Annotated in this window: 14 protein-coding genes and 8 tRNA genes; 8 read left to right on the top strand and 14 right to left on the bottom strand. The window is 44.6% G+C overall.

Annotated elements, in window-relative coordinates; all coding sequences use genetic code 11:
* The first annotated feature begins 423 nt into the window (after positions 1–423).
* Positions 424–1,131, top strand: coding sequence for a nitroreductase (locus FTU00_RS12130; protein WP_159123381.1), 708 nt, complete (start codon positions 424–426; stop codon positions 1,129–1,131).
* 79 nt (positions 1,132–1,210) lie between these two features.
* Here FTU00_RS12130 and FTU00_RS12125 read toward each other — a convergent pair whose 3' ends face one another.
* Positions 1,211–2,422, bottom strand: a complete 1,212-nt coding sequence (locus FTU00_RS12125; protein ID WP_004784960.1) for a multidrug effflux MFS transporter — start codon at positions 2,420–2,422, stop codon at positions 1,211–1,213.
* 145 nt (positions 2,423–2,567) lie between these two features.
* Between FTU00_RS12125 and yccS the strand changes: the two genes are divergently transcribed.
* The 4 genes from yccS to FTU00_RS12105 all read left to right on the top strand — a co-directional run bounded on the left by yccS (position 2,568) and on the right by FTU00_RS12105 (position 9,167).
* Entirely contained in the window at positions 2,568–4,742 is a 2,175-nt protein-coding gene (gene yccS, locus FTU00_RS12120; protein ID WP_159123379.1) for a YccS family putative transporter, read from the top strand.
* An 85-nt stretch (positions 4,743–4,827) separates the two neighbouring features.
* Positions 4,828–5,388: a YcxB family protein gene (locus FTU00_RS12115; protein WP_180179782.1), complete on the top strand. Its 561-nt coding sequence runs from the start codon at positions 4,828–4,830 to the stop codon at positions 5,386–5,388.
* 184 nt (positions 5,389–5,572) lie between these two features.
* Positions 5,573–8,275, top strand: coding sequence for a sulfite reductase flavoprotein subunit alpha (locus FTU00_RS12110; protein ID WP_180179781.1), 2,703 nt, complete (start codon positions 5,573–5,575; stop codon positions 8,273–8,275).
* 97 nt (positions 8,276–8,372) lie between these two features.
* Positions 8,373–9,167: a YdcF family protein gene (locus tag FTU00_RS12105; protein ID WP_180179783.1), complete on the top strand. Its 795-nt coding sequence runs from the start codon at positions 8,373–8,375 to the stop codon at positions 9,165–9,167.
* A gap of 17 nt (positions 9,168–9,184) precedes the next feature.
* On the opposite strand, the gene FTU00_RS12100 is transcribed toward FTU00_RS12105, so the two are convergent.
* The 11 genes from FTU00_RS12100 to FTU00_RS12050 all read right to left on the bottom strand — a co-directional run bounded on the left by FTU00_RS12100 (position 9,185) and on the right by FTU00_RS12050 (position 12,029).
* A complete protein-coding gene (locus FTU00_RS12100; RefSeq protein ID WP_004784968.1) occupies positions 9,185–9,646 on the bottom strand; it encodes a DUF2750 domain-containing protein in 462 nt (153 codons plus the stop codon).
* Between the two features lie 70 nt (positions 9,647–9,716).
* Positions 9,717–9,792: transfer RNA gene (locus tag FTU00_RS12095), tRNA-Val, on the bottom strand.
* 87 nt (positions 9,793–9,879) lie between these two features.
* Positions 9,880–9,956, bottom strand: a tRNA-Asp gene (locus tag FTU00_RS12090).
* Positions 9,957–9,979: 23 nt separating this feature from the next.
* Positions 9,980–10,055 (bottom strand) — tRNA-Val (locus FTU00_RS12085).
* Between the two features lie 30 nt (positions 10,056–10,085).
* Positions 10,086–10,162: transfer RNA gene (locus tag FTU00_RS12080), tRNA-Asp, on the bottom strand.
* 13 nt (positions 10,163–10,175) lie between these two features.
* Positions 10,176–10,251, bottom strand: a tRNA-Val gene (locus FTU00_RS12075).
* Positions 10,252–10,272: 21 nt separating this feature from the next.
* Positions 10,273–10,349 (bottom strand) — tRNA-Asp (locus FTU00_RS12070).
* A 49-nt stretch (positions 10,350–10,398) separates the two neighbouring features.
* Positions 10,399–10,475 (bottom strand) — tRNA-Asp (locus tag FTU00_RS12065).
* Positions 10,476–10,505: 30 nt separating this feature from the next.
* A tRNA-Val gene (locus tag FTU00_RS12060) sits at positions 10,506–10,581 on the bottom strand.
* 501 nt (positions 10,582–11,082) lie between these two features.
* A complete protein-coding gene (gene elsL, locus FTU00_RS12055) occupies positions 11,083–11,595 on the bottom strand; it encodes a cell wall-recycling L,D-carboxypeptidase ElsL (RefSeq protein WP_180179780.1) in 513 nt (170 codons plus the stop codon).
* Entirely contained in the window at positions 11,592–12,029 is a 438-nt protein-coding gene (locus tag FTU00_RS12050; protein WP_180179779.1) for a YbaN family protein, read from the bottom strand. The genes elsL and FTU00_RS12050 overlap by 4 nt, the downstream gene beginning before the upstream one ends.
* Positions 12,030–12,117: 88 nt before the next feature.
* On the opposite strand from FTU00_RS12050, the gene FTU00_RS12045 reads away from it, so the two are divergent.
* From FTU00_RS12045 to dapE, 3 genes are all read left to right on the top strand, one after another.
* Positions 12,118–12,993 (top strand): DUF1853 family protein, encoded by an 876-nt coding sequence (locus FTU00_RS12045; RefSeq protein ID WP_180179778.1) that lies wholly within the window; start codon positions 12,118–12,120, stop codon positions 12,991–12,993.
* Positions 12,994–13,108: 115 nt separating this feature from the next.
* Positions 13,109–13,258: an entericidin A/B family lipoprotein gene (locus FTU00_RS12040; RefSeq protein ID WP_004784975.1), complete on the top strand. Its 150-nt coding sequence runs from the start codon at positions 13,109–13,111 to the stop codon at positions 13,256–13,258.
* A 123-nt stretch (positions 13,259–13,381) separates the two neighbouring features.
* Positions 13,382–14,518, top strand: a complete 1,137-nt coding sequence (gene dapE, locus FTU00_RS12035) for a succinyl-diaminopimelate desuccinylase (protein ID WP_180179777.1) — start codon at positions 13,382–13,384, stop codon at positions 14,516–14,518.
* Between the two features lie 61 nt (positions 14,519–14,579).
* Here dapE and FTU00_RS12030 read toward each other — a convergent pair whose 3' ends face one another.
* Positions 14,580–15,038, bottom strand: coding sequence for a hypothetical protein (locus tag FTU00_RS12030; RefSeq protein ID WP_004784978.1), 459 nt, complete (start codon positions 15,036–15,038; stop codon positions 14,580–14,582).
* Entirely contained in the window at positions 15,039–19,556 is a 4,518-nt protein-coding gene (locus FTU00_RS12025) for an Hpt domain-containing protein (protein ID WP_180179776.1), read from the bottom strand. It lies immediately after the preceding gene.
* Positions 19,557–19,712 lie beyond the last annotated feature (156 nt).

Genomic DNA, 19,712 nt, shown 5'->3' with positions numbered 1-19,712 from the left:
TGAGGATCAGAAAGCTTGTTTGAATCGATGTATTTCATCCGCAGATTATGCACGAATGCTAAGAAATCCGGAGTGCAAATATTAACCAAAAAGAAGATCGTTTTTTGATTTATGAAAGAGATCTAATTTTAATCATTCTATTTTGTTCTTAACTTTCCTTTTAGTTCCAGCCATCGATGTTAATTGCTCAAGATATCAGCATCTAAAATATCGGTTGCATGTTTAGAAGGAGTTTTGTTTAAGCATTCAATAAATTTCTTAGGCTATTTATATAACTTCTATATCTCTTAAGTGCATTCTCATTCATGTGATTTTTATTAATCATCATAATTCACTGTGAAACTAAAATTCCCCCTGCCCGACAGAGTTTGTTTGGTTTATAGTCAGTTCACCATCATTAAGGATATGAGATTGGAAATTAGAATGGATCAAAACCTCGTTCATGCTGTAGATCAAACCATTACTTCCCGTCATTCAGTTCGTGCTTTTCTGGATACGCCGGTCAGTACCGACATGCTCAAAGACATTTTGACTGTGGCCAGCCGCGCCCCTTCAGGGACCAATACCCAGCCATGGAAAGTATATGTGCTGACAGGGAAAAAGCGTGATGAGCTGGTGCAGCGTGTCTGTCAGGCGCAAATGGAGCTTTACCAGAATCCGGCACTGGCCGAGCAATATAAAGAAACCTTTGCCTATTATCCCGAACAATGGTTCTCTCCTTATATCGACCGACGCCGTGAAAATGGCTGGGGCTTATATGGTTTGCTGAATATCCAGAAAGGCGAAAAAGAAAAAATGGCGCGCCAGAACCTGCGTAATTTTGAACTGTTTGATGCACCAGTGGGGCTATTCTTCACCTTACATAAAGATTTGGGCGTAGGTTCAAAAATGGATATTTCCATGATGATTCAAAACGTGATGCTGGCTGCCAAGGCACGTGGTCTGGATACCTGTCCGCAGGCTGCCTGGAATCATTTTCATAGCATTGTGCTAGATGTACTGGGAGCAGGTGAAGATGAAGAGCTGGTCTGTGGCATGTCACTAGGCTATGCAGATCCAGACCATATCGTAAATACCTTTATCACCCCACGTGTCCCGGTAGAGGAATTTGCCGTTTTTGTAGATGAATAAGATTTGATAAGCCATGATCCAAGCATCAACTTTGAGCTGCTTGGATTGTCTGACAGAGATATAGAGTTCTTGCAGCTCCTTATTTCTGTTTAACTCTAGGCAGTTCTAATTTCAATACAGATCTAAAGGCTATAACTACAAAGATCGCCATTACCAAGGCCATATTGAATAAAGCATCCCACAGCATAAAGTTCAGCAAAACCCCACCCAACAAACCGCAGGCAAATTGCATACTGCCCATGATCGCACTGGCGGTTCCCGCACGCGCGCCCTGCTCTGCCATGGCCAGCGCCATCGCATTCGGTCCCACAAAACCAATCGAGGCCACAACGACAAATAAGGCCGCCATAACTAGGACAACAGATTCAATATTCAGATAGCCTAAAACCAGTAAAGCCAGGACACCGATTCCCTGTAAAGAGGCACCTAGTTTTAAGCGACTTAATACTGAAAGATATTGAGCCAGATGCTTATTCAGGGTCGAGAACAGCATGATTCCCACAGCATTCCCCCCGAAAGCATAAGCAAACTGCTGCTCGGTCAGATGATAATGATCCATCAGAATGGCTGAAGAAGCGCTGATATAGCAGAACATCACCGCCCCAGAAAAACAGCCCACCAGCATCGGTCGTCTGAAACTTTCATCCTGAAAAATGGTTCGGTATAAACTCAATACCTGCTGTAAATTCAGTTTAAGACGGCGTTCCGGGGGCAAGGTTTCCTGAAAGAAAAAATGCACACAGACCAGACTAAACAAGCCACAGCCCATCAGCACCAAGAAAATAATATTCCACTCAAAGAACATCAGTACCCATGCGCCGAGACTTGGCGCAATAATCGGTGCAATGGTCGTTACAATCATCATGCTGGCAAAGGCCTGGGCAGCCGCCTGCATATCCAGTCGATCACGAATGGTTGCTCGGGCAACCACGACTCCTACACATCCCCCTAAGGCTTGTAATACCCGTGCTGCAATCAGGCTCCATTCATTCTGCGCAAACATACACAGCAGGCTGGCCAGAATATACAGGCACAATCCAAAATAAAGTGGTGGTTTACGTCCAATCCGGTCACTGATCGGGCCATATAGCAACTGCCCAACCGCCAGTCCAAGGAAATAAGCTGGCAGACTATTGGAGACCATCTGGGTACTGACACCAAAATCCGCTGCCATTTCTGGCAAGGCAGAGAGATACATATCAATGGATAAAGGACCAAGTGCAGTCAGTGAAGCCAGCAAAATAATCCAGGACATGGCATAAGGCCGTGGTGCTGTCGTATTGGAGTTCATGTAATTAAAGATTTTAATGCGCAGTAGGCAGACAAATTAACATAGCGCATAGTATGATTTACATGGAAATTAAAAGTTATAAATATACTTTTTCTCATATGTATATTCAGCTTTGCAGCAAAGACTGCAAGAGAAAGGATCACCGTTGAAATCTTGGCTCAATCGTCTTAAGCACGCGACCTATAATACGACCCTGATGTATAACCTGCGTATGCTAATCGCTTTTGCAGGAACTGCCTTCGTTCCCTATTTCATGGGACAGCAGTTAATGACTATTCCACTCACCCTTGGGGTGGTGGCCGCAGGTTTAAGCGATATTGATGACCGCTTTTCCGTACGTATCCTGAATCTGTTCTATACCTATTTAGGCTTCTTCATTACCGCAGTGGCAGTCTATCTGTTATTTCCTTATCCGCTGCTGTTTGCTTCTGCCCTCATTGTTTCTTGTATTGTCCTGATTCTGCTCGGCTCGCTTGGTCGACGTTATGCCACGATTTCCTATGGCTGTCTGGTGATTTCTGTCTATTCCATGCTGGGGGTTGAACTTTTTGATGGATGGTATCAGCAGGCAAGCTTGCTGCTGATTGGTGCGGTCTGGTATGGCTTTTTGTCGACCCTGAGCTTTCTACTGTTTCCTGCGCGACGTGCACAGGATAACTTAGCCAAGTGCTATGCTTCACTGGGTGATTTCCTCTATGCCAAGTCGAATCTGTTCGATGTCGATATGACTGCAAAAAGTTATCAGCAAAGTATGATCGAGCTGTCACTGGAAAATGGCAAACTGATTTCAATTTTTAATGAAATGAAGACTGTTCTTTTGACCCGTCTGAAAGGTGATCGTGGTCAAAAGGATACCCGTCGTAGCCTGCAATACTATTTTGTAGCGCAAGATATTCACGAGCGTGCCGATTCTGCGCATATTGATTATCAGAAACTGGCCAAGATTTTTGAACACAGCGACGTTTTGTTCCGTTTTCAGCGCATCCTGTCGATTCAGGGCAAAGCCTGTAAAGACCTGAGTGAAAGCATTCAGCAGCGCAAAACCTATAAACATAATAAACGCTTCAAACATGCCTTTGAAAACCTGAGATTGTCCCTGGAAAAATTGCGTACAGAACAGCAGTATGATCAGGTCTGGATCAATGCCCTATTTGCTTTATTCCAGAATCTGAAATCCATTGATGCACAATTACGCAACCTGGAAACTGAGCGTAATATCAAATTTGATCGTGCTAAACATATTGAAAACCAGCTCAAAGATGACGACCTGAAAGGCTGGGAAGATATCAAGATTCGGGTCAAGCAGCATCTGACACCTGAATCGGTGTTGTTCCGTCATGCCATTCGTCTGTCGATTGTGCTGCTGATCAGCTATATCTTTGTCCAGCTAACCGATATTCAGTATGGTTACTGGATCCTGCTTACAGCACTATTCGTCAGCCAGCCTAACTTTAATGCTACCAAGCGCCGCTTACGTTTACGTATTGTCGGGACTCTGGCAGGTATTCTTTTGGGATATGCCATTCTGTACTTTATTCCTTCTGTTGAAGGACAATTATTGCTGCTGATTTTGAGTGGGATTCTGTTCTTTGAATTACGCAGTAAACAGTATGCACAGGCCACTGCCTTTATTACCATTCTGGCCCTGATCAACTTTAACCTGGACGGTATGGGCTTTGCCGCAGCTATTCCACGTATGATTGATACCCTGATTGGCTGTGCGATTGCCTGGTTTGGTGTGAGCTTTATCTTTCCAGACTGGAAATTCCGTCGCTTGCCACGCAGCATTAGCCGTAGTCTGCAGGCAGAATGTGACTACTTGAGTGAAGTGATTGAACAGTATAAGTCTGGACGGAATAATGGACTAACCTACCGCGTGGTACGTCGCGCAGCCCATAATACGGATGCTGAAGTCGCTTCACTGATTTCGACTTTGGCCACTGAACCTGATTTTGATCCGGTGCAAAAATCACAGGCTTTTGAGTTCCTGTGCCTGAATCATACTTTTATCAGTTATATTGCCGCGCTGGGTGCGCATCGTGAAAAAATTCAGGATCAGGATGTGCTGGACTTGCTGGATCAAGCCCTAGAAAATATTCGTGGTGCCCTGCTCTATGATGAAGTCCCTGACCTAAGCACCCAGAATATGATCCAGAATATCCGTCAGCGTCTGTCACAACAGCAGGAAGAAGACCAGAAACCATTGATTATTTTGCAGCAACTGTCTTTAATGTTTAGTATCTTGAAGCAATTGAGTCAGTTAAAGCAAAGTTTAAGTCACGAACGTGATGAACAGGCCACTGAATTGGCTTCATTATAATTTGGCCGATTTTGGAACAATATACTCACTGAATCAGCACAATTAATGCTAAACTTTTTACAGTTTTAAATCTGTTAATTTCATTATGACCGCGAAAAATTTATACGCTTATACCTTACAGCCTGTGAACTATGAAATTTCAGAAGCTGAGCAGCGTCATGCTCAGCTGATGATCTGGCGTAGTACCAATAAAATTGGCATGAAAGCCTGGCTGATCATGGGTGCTATTGTTGCCTTGTCTATTCTGGGAATTATCCTGATCAAGAGCTACTCAACAGTCATCTGCTGGGTGGCGATTGTCTGTGTAGTACTGTATTACCTGATCCGTACTTTCGGTCTGGAATGGTATGTTAAACGCAAGATGAATGAATTTCCGGTACAGGAAATTAAAGGCATCCGTCTGGGTGTACAGCCACATGGTATCGTGATGCGCCAAAAAATGGGCATGCAGGAAGGTGTAGGTGCTATTGGCTGGAAAGACATTTATGAATGGTATAACACGTCGGAATTCATGCTGATCAATTTTAAAGTCAAAGGTCAGCAAGGTGCTTATATCCTGCCTAAACGTTTAGACAGTAAAAACTTCTCTTTCGCGACCATTCGCAAGCATCTGCAAGAAGAAGTGGGCGCACCAAAAGAAATCTAAGATATATCCCGGTTTTGAAAGACCTCCTGTTTCGACATGGAGGTTTTTTTACGTCTATCTTTTATCCAACTCATCGACACAAATGATAATGAGAATAAATATTATCATCATAATCTATAATTTATTCTGATTCTTCAGTTATAATTTGCCTACTTTTACACATACCACCATAAATCTGACCATCATGTTTAAAAAGACATTTTTCCAAATCCACTGGTTTCTGGGGATTACTGCAGGTTTGATTCTCTCAATTATGGGAGTCACAGGTGCTATTTATTCTTATGAGCCGCAAATCTTAAAATGGATGAATAGCGACAGTTATACTGTACAGGTTCAAGAGCGAGATAAGCTTAGCCCTGCCCAGCTGTATCAGCATTTCCAGACCCAAAACCCTGAAATGAAAATTAACAGTATTACCGTCGCACAGGATCCAAGTGCCTCCAGTACGGTCAATATTGCGAAAGAGGGAGCACGTCGTGGTTATAACATGATGGTCAACCCCTACACGGCTGAAGTATTGCCTGAAATTAAAGGCCGTGAATTCTTCCAGTTTGTACAGCAGTTACATCGTAATTTAACAGTAGGTCCCGTTGGTAAACAGATTACCGGTGCCTGTACCCTGATGCTGATCTTTTTCGTCCTGTCTGGCCTGTATTTACGCTGGCCAAAACGTCATTCAATTAAGCAATGGCTGGCAGTGAAGCCGCAACTGAAAGGCCGTAACTTTATCTGGGATCTGCATGCAGTGGTGGGTACCTGGGTGGTGATTTTCTACCTGATTCTGGCTTGTACCGGTCTTACCTGGTCTTATGGCTGGTGGCGTGATGGTATGTATAAAGTTCTGGGCGTAGAACGTCCACAACCAGAAATGCAGGCCAATGGCGGTCGCGGCGAAGGCGGGCCACGTGGTGAACGCGGTCCTCGTGGCGATGGTGAAATGCGAGGTGAAGGTCGCCAAGGTGGTGAGCGTGGACCTCGCGGTGAAAGTGAAATGCGTGCCGAAGGTCGTTCAGAAGGCGAACGTGGTCCTCGTGGTGAACGCGGACAACGTGGTGAAGGCCGTGAAGAAGCTAGCATGAGTCCAGAAAGTATTTCACGTGCACTGGATCAAAGCTGGGCTGGCTTCAGTACACAATTTACAGGCAAATATTCGACTGTGACATTTAACCTGCCGAAAAAACCGGATGGTGAAATGCAGTTGAGTTTTGTTGACCCTGTGGCACAGCATGAACGTGCCCGCAACAATGCGACTTATAATTATCGCAGTGCTGAATTTACCGAAGTCCAGCTCTATGAAGATAAAAAGCTCAATGAAAAAATCATGAGCAGTATGTTACCTGTGCACCGTGGCAGCTTTTTTGGTCCTATTTACCAGTTCCTGGTCATGATTGCCGCATTATTAATGCCATTGTTCTTCGTGACTGGCTGGATGCTCTATCTGAAACGTCGCAAGCAGAAAAAACTCACTTTGGCGGCACGCCAAGGCGCAACTGCCCTGCCTTTGGATCCAAATGCCAAGCCTTGGCTGATTGCGTATGCTTCACAAACAGGTGTCTCTGAACAACTGGCATGGCGCACAGCTACTGCCTTACAGGAAGCACGTCAACCTGTCAGCGTTAAAGCAGTACAGCAACTAAGCCTTGAAGATCTGCAACAAGCAGAACAGGTTCTATTTGTAGCCAGTACTTATGGCACAGGTGAAGCACCTGACCTGGCCTCCTCTTTCGAAAAGAAAATTCTGTCTGCCAAAGCAGATCTCAGCCATCTCAATTATGCAGTTTTGGCTCTAGGCTCTCAGGAATACCCGGACACCTATTGCAGCTTCGGTCATCGTATTGACCAGTGGTTACAGCAGAATGGTGCCAAGCAGCTCTTCAAGACTATCGAAGTGGATAATGCAAATAATGAGCATATCCAGCAATGGACCAATGCCCTTGCCCATGTGACTCAATTTGAATTGCAGGATATGGGTATCGATAAAACCTTTGATCAATGGACTTTGAGCAAACGTGAATTGCTGAATCCAGACAGTCTGGGTGCACCTGCGTTTAATATTGAACTGGTTCCACAGCATGAAGCCGTGTGGCAGGCAGGCGATATTGCCGAAATCCAGCCAGGAAACAGCCCTGAACGTATCCGTGCATTTATGGAGAAATACCGTATTGCAGCGGGTACACAGGTAGCCTCTCTGAAGCAAAGTATTGAACAGGCACTTTGGGATCGTGATCTGACTCAGGTTGATCCTTTTGATTCAGTAGATGAGCTATTACAGCAATTGCCGGCTCTGGCTACACGTGAATATTCGATTGCCAGTATTCCAAGTCAGCAAGTGCTACGTCTGGTCGTGCGTCAGCAATCCGATGCACAAGGCCAGTTAGGTCTGGGCTCAGGCTGGTTGACACAGCATACTGCCTTAAATTCACCAATTGCCCTGCGTATTCGCAAGAATGAATCTTTCCATCTGATTGCAGATAACCGTCCGATTATCTGTATTGGTAATGGTACGGGAATCGCAGGTTTGATGAGTTTGCTGAGTGCGCGTAACCGTCAGGACTATACTCAGAACTGGCTCATCTTCGGTGAACGTCAGCGCGCACATGATTTCTTCTTTGAAGAAACCATTCAGGCCTGGCTGCAAATGGGTACATTAAAACGACTGGATCTTGCTTTCTCTCGTGATCAGCAGGAAAAAGTTTATGTGCATCATAAACTGCGTGAGCAGGCTGAAGAATTGAAGCTCTGGGTCGCTCAAGGTGCCGTGATTTATGTGTGCGGTAGCATCAATGGCATGGCCAGTGATGTCGATCAGGCTCTGATTGAAATTCTCGGTGAAAGCACTGTAGATCAATTACGTCTGGATGGTCGTTATCGTCGTGATGTATATTAAGATCAGCTGATCTATAAAAGGCCGGGCTTCATGCCCGGTTTTTTATTAATAAGATAGAAGAAGAGATAAGAAGATTAATAAAAATATGAGCATCCGAATATCCAGCCAACTTAAACGAAGTCTCAGCCTGCTCTTTGGTTTGATCCTTGGCATAAACAGCCTCTGGTTAATGAGTCAGGGACAAAGACATTTCGGTGTGCTTTTGCCAATTTTCATTAGCGTAGCACTGGTCCTGTATGCTCTGCTCTTTTCAAGCATTCAACGCTGGAAACAGCATTCCAGATTTAGAATCTGGTTCTGGAATAGCCTCTGGGCCGGATTTCTACTCTGGATAATCAGTGTCGCAATCTTCTTCGCTTATATCCAGATGTCTATTCATTCAAATGAATCTACACAGTCTCCTGCCGCTATTCTGGTTTTAGGCAGCGGGATTTCGAATGGACAGCCGTCACCCATCTTAAAAAGCCGTCTGGATACTGCAGCAAAATATGCAGCACACTATCCAGATGCTTTAATGATCATGACAGGTGGGCGTAATTATCGAGAAAGGCAAAGTGAAGCTGAGGTCATGCAGCACTATATCAATACTAATTATCCGGAACTCATCAACCCTATCCAACTTGAAGATCGAAGCAGAAGTACTGCTCAAAACCTGATGTATTCTCAAGTGATATTGGAACAACAAAATATAAGTCAAAATGATCCGATTGCGATTGCAACCAGTGATTTTCATAGTCCCCGTGCACGTGCCATTGCCAGATACCAAGGCTATCCGCAAGTGATTAGTTTAAGTGCCAGCACTCCTCTTTATCTGCGCTATAACTCCTGGTTAAGAGAATATTTTGCATTTTTGAGTGGTTGGCTGCTCAATGAATATTCACTATTTAAATAAGTGACTTAAACACTAAATTAATTTAAACGGATATGCCTTGGCGAAGGGATCGCTGGATTTTTGAATAGTTCAGGTTTCTGTACATAGACCTGATACAGGTAATTTTTAAGATCCAGCAAAAGTTTTTCAGGCGCAACCAGAATATTCTGCCCTTCCGGTGTCAGATCCAATGACACAATAGTGCTTTCCTGACGTAAGAAAGGAATGACCTTTTCAACAAAATCTTTGAGGGTAATTTCCTGAATCTGGTAATTGGCCCAGTTATCTTTAATGAGTAGTCTGGCCAGACCTTTGCTTTGCCAGGTCGCGAAAGCACGCTGTCCTGTCGGCGTGGCACATAAAGCCCAGCCCTCTTGGTAAAGTGCAAAAATGCCACCTTGGGCAACAATAGCTTCAATAAAATTTTTATAAACTTGTAGCGGATCGTAGGCGGTATTTTGCGATTTGATCGCTGCCTTGCGCTGATATGGATTTCTCATAGTCTGAAATCTTCAAATTATTATAGACTTCGAATTCTATGAAATATTCAGGATTTAGGCAAGAAAGATATGGTGGGCGCTGACGGGATCGAACCGCCGACATTCTGCTTGTAAGGCAGACGCTCTACCAACTGAGCTAAGCGCCCTGAGGAATAAAAACAACACTGTTGTTTTTATGACGCAAGAAAGAAAATCTTGCTTGAAACACATTTTCCACATCAGGGAATGAAAAATGGCGCAGCGGACGGGACTCGAACCCGCGACCCCCGGCGTGACAGGCCGGTATTCTAACCAACTGAACTACCGCTGCATCGCGTATATCTTTAGAAGATATGGTGGGCGCTGACGGGATCGAACCGCCGACATTCTGCTTGTAAGGCAGACGCTCTACCAACTGAGCTAAGCGCCCTTAAAGGGTCAAACTGTTTGATTCTTAGGATGGCGCAGCGGACGGGACTCGAACCCGCGACCCCCGGCGTGACAGGCCGGTATTCTAACCAACTGAACTACCGCTGCATCACAAAAAATCTGGTGGGCGCTGACGGGATCGAACCGCCGACATTCTGCTTGTAAGGCAGACGCTCTACCAACTGAGCTAAGCGCCCTCAAAAGGTCTATCATGTAAATGGCGCAGCGGACGGGACTCGAACCCGCGACCCCCGGCGTGACAGGCCGGTATTCTAACCAACTGAACTACCGCTGCACTTACACAATGTCGCTATTGTGGCAAACGATTCATCAAGAACTTAAAGTGGCGCAGCGGACGGGACTCGAACCCGCGACCCCCGGCGTGACAGGCCGGTATTCTAACCAACTGAACTACCGCTGCACTATAAGTGTCTCAACTTTGAAAGAAGCTTGGTGGGCGCTGACGGGATCGAACCGCCGACATTCTGCTTGTAAGGCAGACGCTCTACCAACTGAGCTAAGCGCCCTTTCAAATCGACTTCATCGCTTGATGAGGTGCATTATAGAGAATCTTCACAGACTGTCAAACGCTTTTCTGACTGTTTTCTGCTTTTTCGGTGTGAGTGATTAAAAAATAGGTTGATTGTTAAAAAAAACAACACTTTTTGTTTATTTTTTAAGTCTATACCGATTTTTTAAGGCCCCTCTCTGAAATTAAAAGCCAGATTTTAACGGTTTTACTCATGAAAATTGAGACCAGAACATGCAACAGACTTCAGTATTGCTGAAAGATTATACAAAGCCTAACTCATCGCAACGTTGTGATCCTGTAATCTTTATTTTAAAAGCTTGCAGCCTTCTAAAAACAAGTTGATGACTTTTATTGGCAGACTATAAATCATGTTTCTAAGTCTATTTGTCTATAAAAGTAGAGTACATAGAGGATCGATGACCTCATATACTTTCCCTTATTTAAATAGAAGATATTTCAATTAATTTTAAATCCATTACAAATCTTCTTATGTCATTTAAACAGTCAGATTCAAAGGCTGTTCTGAAATATAGACCAGCGCATCTTCATTCACCAGTTCAAACAGCTCGGCCACATCCATATTCCGCATGCGGATACAGCCATGTGACATTGCAATACCCATCGGCTCAGAATCAGGCGTACCATGAATATAGATATAACGTTGGTAAGTATCACAGCCCTCGCCCTGGTTAAAACCTTTTTCAAGCCCACTTAGCCATAAGATCCGGCTGAGAATCCAGTCTCGCTGCGGGAACTGCTGTGCCAGTTCTGCATTATAAATTTCACCTGTCGCTTGACGGGCAATAAACACACTATTTAAAGGTGCCTGCTGGCCAAACTTTTCAGCGACTTTATGCCAGCCACGAGGCGTCTTGCCACTATTTTCTGCTTCGCCAATACCATTCTTACCCGTAGAAATCAGGTACTGCTTATTATATTTTGGCAAATATAGTTTTTGTTGGGCGAGATCAATCAGGATTTCTGCCTGATCCAGCTGCAAATGGCTCATGACTTCTCTCTCTCTGACTTGATGGTTTCTAGTTCTACTTTCTTTGTGGCCATGTGTTCTGGATGGATTATGTCCTGAACTGGTTCGGGTCGACGCCATAACCAGATCGCCACAATCAGCATGGTCACATCAGTAAAGATTTTGACTGCCAGCGGTGCTGTCGTAAATAACATGATAATGCCACTGATGAACATCATGATACTGGCCAGCCATTTGGCCTTGCGTGGCACAGTACCATTGGCACGCCAGGCTCTTAAAGTCGGACCATATTTTGGATGATTCAGCAGCCATGCATCCATCTGTGGCCAGCCTTTGGATGCCGCCCAAGCCGCCAGAATTAAAAATACTGTAGTTGGCATGCCGGGCAAGATTGCGCCGATAAAACCCAGTACGACAAATAGTACGACCAGGCTTCGCCAAAACAATATTTTCATAAATCGGTCCTACCCACAAAATTAGGGGTAGTATAAAGTGTTTTTAAAATCTGTCCGTTGTATTTGTGCACTTTTCACAGGATATGCTATGCCCTTTTCCAGTCTAAATCATCATCTTGTAGAAGCATGGCAATATTATCAGCATCCTTTGGTACGGCAACTGGCCTTTGCTGTTGGCAGTCCAAACCTTCTGTCTCAGATTCCGACCGAACTTGAAGTCGTCTATGCTTTCGAATTACATGATTCTGAGACTTGGCAACATCACCTGCAAAATTATCATCCACGTCTGAAATATCTGGACAAGCATCCTGAAGAGCTGGAGCAATTCGTGCAGCAGCTTAAAAGCACCCGGCTGGGTTTGCGCTTTGAAATGCTGGTCTGGTTCTGGCTGCTGGATGATGCCTATCACCCCTATAAGCTTTTGGGTCATAGCATTCAAAAAATTGACGGTGCTAAAACACTGGGTGAACTGGATTTTCTGTTACTCAATACAGAAACTGGTCTGACCGAACATTGGGAAGTGGCGCTGAAATACTATCTCGCAGAAGCTGATTTTAGCCTGCCAAACTGGTATGGCCTGAACCGTACCGATACTTTAATCCGTAAAATGAAGCATTTCACCCAGAAACAGTTTCAGTTTGATGAAGCTTTGAATCAGCAGATTGATCAGCGTTTCTGTATGTTAAAAGGCCAGCTTTATCTTCCACTGCATCGTGCAGATCAGACATTACCTGACTGGGTCAATACCCAACGTCGCATAGGCTTATGGGGTCAGCAGATTCCCAACCCAGCGGCTAATTTCTATCGTTTGCAACGTCATGAATGGATTTATCCCAATGCTCAGATCAGCAGTTCAAGTCCCTATTGGTGGACAAATGGACTTTATAAAAAGGCTGATCAAGAGGATTTTTATATGTATCGCAGCCCGCTTCTACTACCCTTTCCTGCGCATAAACCCTTTTAAAACATTACATTTATTAACCGAAGCACTATGAAAACCACATATTTTTTATGTCGTATATTTTCTAATCTTAGTTCCACATCATAATAATTTTATTATCGATAATACGGAGATGATGATGAAAAAAATTCTTGCTGCTTCATTGGTAATGGCTTTTGTTTTAACTGGCTGTAACACTGTCAAAGGTGTGGGTAAAGACGTTTCTAAAGCAGGCGAAGCTGTAACAGGCACTGCAGAAAAAACTTCTGAAGAAATCCGTCAAAACTAAACTCTTTCTAGCTTCTCCACAAACCCTATCTCAGATAGGGTTTTTTTATGTAGAACATTCACATTACAGGCCATATTCGCCTATCATAGAGCCGACAAATTTATCGACTTATGAATCCATCGTATGACATCTTCCGCGACTCTTGATTTAAGCCTGCAATTATTACGTCAGCCTTCTGTGACTCCTATTGATCATGACTGCCAGAATATCATGGCAGAACGTTTGAAGAAGGTGGGCTTCAATATTGAATCAATGCGCTTTGAAGATGTTGATAATATTTGGGCGCGTAAAGGTACTGAAGGCCCGGTTTTCTGTTTTGCTGGCCATACCGATGTTGTGCCAACCGGCAACCTGGATGCCTGGAACTCTGATCCTTTTGCTCCAGAAATTCGTGATGGCAAGCTTTATGGCCGTGGTAGTGCCGACATGAAAACCGCCTTGGCTGCGATGGTTGTAGCCACTGAACGTTTTGTCGAAAAATATCCAAATCATAAAGGCTCAATTGCCTATCTGATCACTTCAGATGAAGAAGGTCCATCGATCAATGGTACGGTAAAAGTGATTGAAACTCTGGAAGCCCGTAATGAGAAAATTACCTGGTGTCTGGTAGGTGAACCTTCGAGCACCAATAAACTGGGGGATATTGTTAAAAATGGCCGTCGTGGTTCATTAAATGCCAACCTGACTGTTAAAGGCAAACAGGGGCATGTAGCTTATCCGCACTTAGCAGTGAATCCAATCCATACAGCGTCTAAAGCCATTGCCGAACTCTGCGAAACAGTCTGGGATAATGGCAATGAATACTTCCCTGCGACCTCTTTCCAGATTTCAAATATCAATGCCGGTACCGGTGCAACCAACGTCGTTCCGGGCACCATGAATCTGCTCTGCAACTGGCGTTATTCAACAGAAGTGACTGCTGAAGAACTAAAGGCACGTATGCTTGAAATTCTGGATCGTCATGGTGTGGACTATGATATTTCATGGACTTTATCTGGTCTGCCATTCCTGACACCCGTTGGTGAGCTGGTGAATGCCGCTAAAAATGCCATTTTAACTGTGACTGGTACTGAAACTGAATTATCAACTTCAGGCGGCACCTCAGATGGTCGCTTTATTGCGCCTACCGGTGCACAGGTGCTGGAACTCGGTGTACTGAATGCCACGATCCATCAGATTAATGAGCATGTCGATATCGCGGATCTTGAACCTTTGGCTGAAATTTATGAGCAGATTCTAGTAAACCTATTAGCCAATTAATCACAAGATGTAAAAAAAAGGAACTCTTCTGAGTTCCTTTTTTTATGTGCTTTGTAATAAATTACAAGCCAATTGAAGACTGGATATAGCCCATTTGCGGGATGTGAAATAACTGATCCCCCATACGCACATACTGGAATACTGCTGGGTCAGTCACTTGCTGATCAGCATCGACGACTTCAGAAATACGCAGACGAATGGTTTTAGGCATTTCATTGCACATCAGGGCAAAACGCTGATGCACCTCGTCCCCTTCAATCACCAGCGCCACACCACTTTTACGTGTAGGATCATTAACTGCATAAACTGGTAATTGCGCATCATGCCATTCAACTACTTTAACCTGGGTATCACTATCCAGTGCAGACAAGACAATATTTTGTGGTAACAGCATTGGATCTTTGCCGTGACAGTCAATGATATAAGCATCAATAAATCCGGTAGATACCGTAATTAAATGCTGAAGTTCCTGCTGGCTAATCTGATCAGCCATTTTGGCATTAGTCGTATTCTGACTCATTTATGACCCCTGTTTTTCAGCAATTAACTGTTGAATGTTCGCCAGTAATTCAGCTTCCTGGAACGGTTTACCCATGTAGTGGGTTACGCCCAGACTAAAGGCACGTTCACGGTGTTTCTCACCGGTACGCGAAGTAATCATGATAATTGGCAGGTCGCGGTGAATATCGTGGTGACGGACCAGGTTCGTGACCTCGAAACCGTCCATACGCGGCATTTCAATATCCAGCAACATCAGATCCGGACGGACATTTTCAAGCTGCTCAATCGCATCGACACCATCTTTGGCGGTGACAATATCATAGCCCTGACGCTCAAGTAGACGCGAGGTCACCTTACGTACAGTCACCGAGTCATCCACGATCATTACCAGACGGCGAGCACTGCCAGAACGTGAACCATCACGCTGATCCTGCATGTGTTTCACACGCTGTGTACCATGGATCTGACGGGCAATATTCTGACCATCTAGAATCAGACAGACCTGACCATCACCAAGAATCGTCGCACCGGTGACTACACCAATATTGGCGAACTGATGGCCGATTGGTTTCACCACAATCTGTGCACGTGAACCTACTAACTGATCCACAAGTAAGGCAATGGTTTGACCACTGTTGCCTTTAATCAGCAATACTGGCAGTGAATGCGCCACATTATTCAGACGTGGAATTGGCTGATTCGATACGAACTCAGACAGGTAACGCAATTTGTAATTGACGCCATCAATCTTGAAGAAATCGTCTTTACTGTTGAAGTAAGTTTCCAGAGTAGATGGTGCAATACGTACAATACGGTCGATTTGCGCCAGAGAAACGGCGTATTGCTGATCGCCCACTTTTACCATCAAGGCATCGCTGACCGCTACAGTCGTCGGTACGCGAATGGTGAAGGTTGTGCCTTTGCCGACTTCAGAGCTGACAGATACGTGACCGCCCAACGACTTGATCTCGCTTTGTACTACATCCAGACCCACACCACGACCTGAAATCTGGGTTACAGATTTAGCGGTACTGAAGCCTGGATGGAAAATGAATTGCAGTAGCTCTTCCGAGTCCAGTGTCTGATCTTCTTTGATCAGGCCTTGGCTGAGTGCTTTCTCACGAATCTTCTCAGCATCGATACCTTTACCATCATCACTAAATGAGACGATGACATCCGTACCCTGACGGCTGATGTTCAACACGATTGAACCGACTTCTGGTTTGTTCAAGGCAATACGATCTGCCGTATCTTCCAGACCATGGTCAATCGCATTACGCAGCATATGTTCGAATGGCGTTACCAGACGCTCCAGAATATTACGGTCTAATTCACCTTCACTATTCTGAACAATCAGTTCGGCTGGACGGTTCAAGGTTGTAGAAGTCTGACGTACGATACGTTGTAAACGTGGCAACATCCGGTCAAACGGTACCAGACGGGTACGCATCAGACTTTCCTGAATCTCGGCCTGAATCCGTGATTGTTGTAATAACAAACCTTCAGTTTCACGAATCTTGTCAGATAGAGTGCTCTTGAAGTCAACCAAGTCCGAAGCAGATTCCGCTAGCGACTTGGACAACTGATTCAGGGACGAATATTGGTCCATTTCCAGCGGGTCAAAGTCTGCATAACGCGAGTTTTCTGAACCGTGTTTGGCAATAATTTGAGATTCCAGCTCGCCTTCCATTCGGCGCAACTGATCCGCCAGACGCTTGATTGCCAGTTCCATCTCGTTCAGGGTATTACCCAACTGGCCTAAGTCCATCTCGATACGCGAACGGTTAATTGCATTCTCGCCTGACAGGTCGATCATCTTCTCAACCAGATCAGCAGAGATACGGATCATTTCATGGCTGGTATCGGTATTACCGGTATCGATCCACTCACCCATCATACGTGGTGGCTCAGTACCATCACCTTCGACAAACTCGAAGCTATTTTCTGTGACCAGCGTTTCTGTTTTAGCCAGACGTTCCGGCAGCTGCGCAGTAACATCCACATAAGCAATCTTTTTCAGGCTGCTTTGGATCTGTTCAAAATTGCTATAGTCATGCTGGAAGATCGCTTGTCTTAACCAAGCCAGTGTTTTTTGCAGCAGGCCATCATAAGCATTCGAGTTAAAGTGATATACCGCAAACTGTTCGAATGTGGTTTCCAGTTCATACGCAATGCTGGCCACCTTTTCGTTTTCAACCATGCGCGCACCACCCTTGATACTGTGGGCAGCACGTTGTAATTGAAGCAATAAGCTACGGTCACTACGCTGATCAAACCATTGGTTCAGCAGTTTTTCGGTATTGTCGAGAATCTCTTCTGATTCTTCCAGGAAGGTTTCTTCAACAATCGACTTCAGTTCATCTTCTTCAGAGCGTTCTTGTGCTACAACTTCAACTGCTTCAGTTAAGGTTTCTGTTTCAGTAAGCTCAACTTGTTCATCTTCTAAGCCTAAAGCTGGCTCTAGATCTGAATCTGTATTTTCTGATGCAATCTCTTCCGGTGCATCATCTACTGTCTCTACAGATTCAGTAGTAGCTTCTGCATATTCAAATTCGACAACAGGAATTGATGCTTCTACTGGAGCTGCAACAGCTTGACCAGCCACCAATGCCTGAATATTTTGCAGAATCGAAATTGCTTCAACAGCCGGATAATCGATACCTTCATCACGGATCGACTGGATACGGTCAGAAACGTTATCTTGCACCAGACGAATGATTTGAATCAGCGCTGGAGTAACAGCGATCTGCTGACGGATGATTCGCTCATAAATACTTTCTAGTTCGTGCGAAATCGAACCGATATGAGAAGCGGTAATCATGTTTGCACCACCTTTTAAGGTGTGCAAGTGACGCATCAGGTTATTCAGTGAAGTCGTATCATCCTGCTTTTTACTCCAGGTATTCAGATCTTCATCAATACCTACCAGTAATTCATCCGCTTCTTCCAGGAAGATATTCAGTAGATCCTCATCGAAATCACGCTGAGTTTCTGCGCTGTCGATGTACTGGCGGTCAGAGGCAATACGCTGGCTTAAAGCAGCAAAGTCAATGCTGGCTGTGGTTGCAGCTTCAGGAATAGAAATTTCTTCTGATACTTGTTCAGCAGGGACATTGTCTTCGGCAAAGATTTCCAGATCCTGCTGTACGAATGCAGCCAGTTCGCTTAAGGTTTTTTGCGTATCATCATTTAAAATGACACGCTGGCCTGCTGCTAATGTATCGAATAAATGAATGAATTCCTGATGTGCCTGGGCAAACAGCTCATAGGCATAATCGCTGTTCAGCAGTACCGGTTTTTCCAGCAAGGCATCATAGGCAGATTTTAAATCTGTCGTAAATTCATGAATACCCAGTGCGGCACGGTTATCTGTATGTGCAAGCAGCTCGGCAGCCTGCTCGCTTAAAGCCTGAATATATTCCGGATAATCGACTTTAGCCCGTTTATCGAATTCAAATTCGGCATCCAGCAACAGGTCAATCTCCAGTTCAACCAGCTTAGTCACCAGACCTTGGGTTTCAACTGTTTCCGTTTCAGTGGCTGCGAAGCCATAATCATTCCAGACACGCTCAAAAGTCGCATACACTGCTGCCAGTTTGCTGCTATCACCCTGACGTAACAAATGCAGATAGTCACTGACAAATTCAGCATACTGGATTAATACAGCAGTTTCTTTTGAAGTGGATGCAATTTCATCCTGAAGCAGCGTTTTAAACAGATGTTCTACTTTAGAGCTGGCCTCGAAGATTTCTTCGATCTGAGCCATGGACGAACTGCCGCGCAAAGTATGAATAGCACGAATCAATGCATTATAATCCTGCACTTTTTCATTTTCGCTACGCAGGAACTTGGCAATCGTTTCGAGATGCTCTTCCGCTTCCTCGATAAAGATCGCCACGGTTTCTTCTACATCACTACGTGCAGCATCTTCACTATCAGCTTCTTCAAGCTCAAATTCTGTTGTGCTTATTTCTATTGCTGCAGTTGTACCCTGGTCTTCAACCGAATCACCTAGCTCAAGACCTGTGATCTGGCCTTCGGCAGTCAGACTGTCTGCCAGTTGCAAGAGTTCTTCTAAAGCCGGTTCAGGTGTCATTTGTTGTTGTAATTGCTGACCTAAAAGCACGACTGGGCGCAGGTCAACATCGAGTTCCTGCACCTGTTTGAATTTTGGATATAAAGTAAACTGGTAAATATTCAGTACAGCTTTGGCATACTGTTGAATCGTAGGCGTTAACTGGATTGAACCTGAAAGTACCCGGTTTAAGGTATCTTCCACTGCCCATGCAATTTCACCCGCAGATTTAGCCCCCACCATACGGCCTGAACCTTTCAGGGTATGAAAATGGCGGCGAATGGTTTTCAGGTTTTCCTGATGAGCCGGATCACTCAACCATTCTGGAAATAAAGCATTTAACTCAACGAAAATTTCTTCGATTTCCTCGACAAAAATTTCAAGAATTTCTGCATCTTGATCAAGATAACTGTCTTCAGGAAGCGTTGTCGTTTCAACTAAATTTTTTAATATTTCTTTCATAGCTAATGCTTCTTACGTTGTGCCGCCAAGAAGGGCGCTCAAACTTAATTGTGACCGTCACGCGAGACCTATCCTTAATAGTTAGGTCCATCTTGTCGAGGCTTTATCTGTATTTCTGAATGTGCCTCAACCTGGGTTAAGGCACACTCCCCTCAT

The sequence above is a fragment of the Acinetobacter sp. YH12041 genome (genome assembly GCF_013419975.1).
In the GTDB taxonomy this organism is placed as follows: Bacteria; Pseudomonadota; Gammaproteobacteria; order Pseudomonadales; family Moraxellaceae; genus Acinetobacter.
The sequence above is the reverse complement of the archived record's forward strand: the minus strand, read 5'-3'. Positions and strand labels throughout refer to the sequence as shown.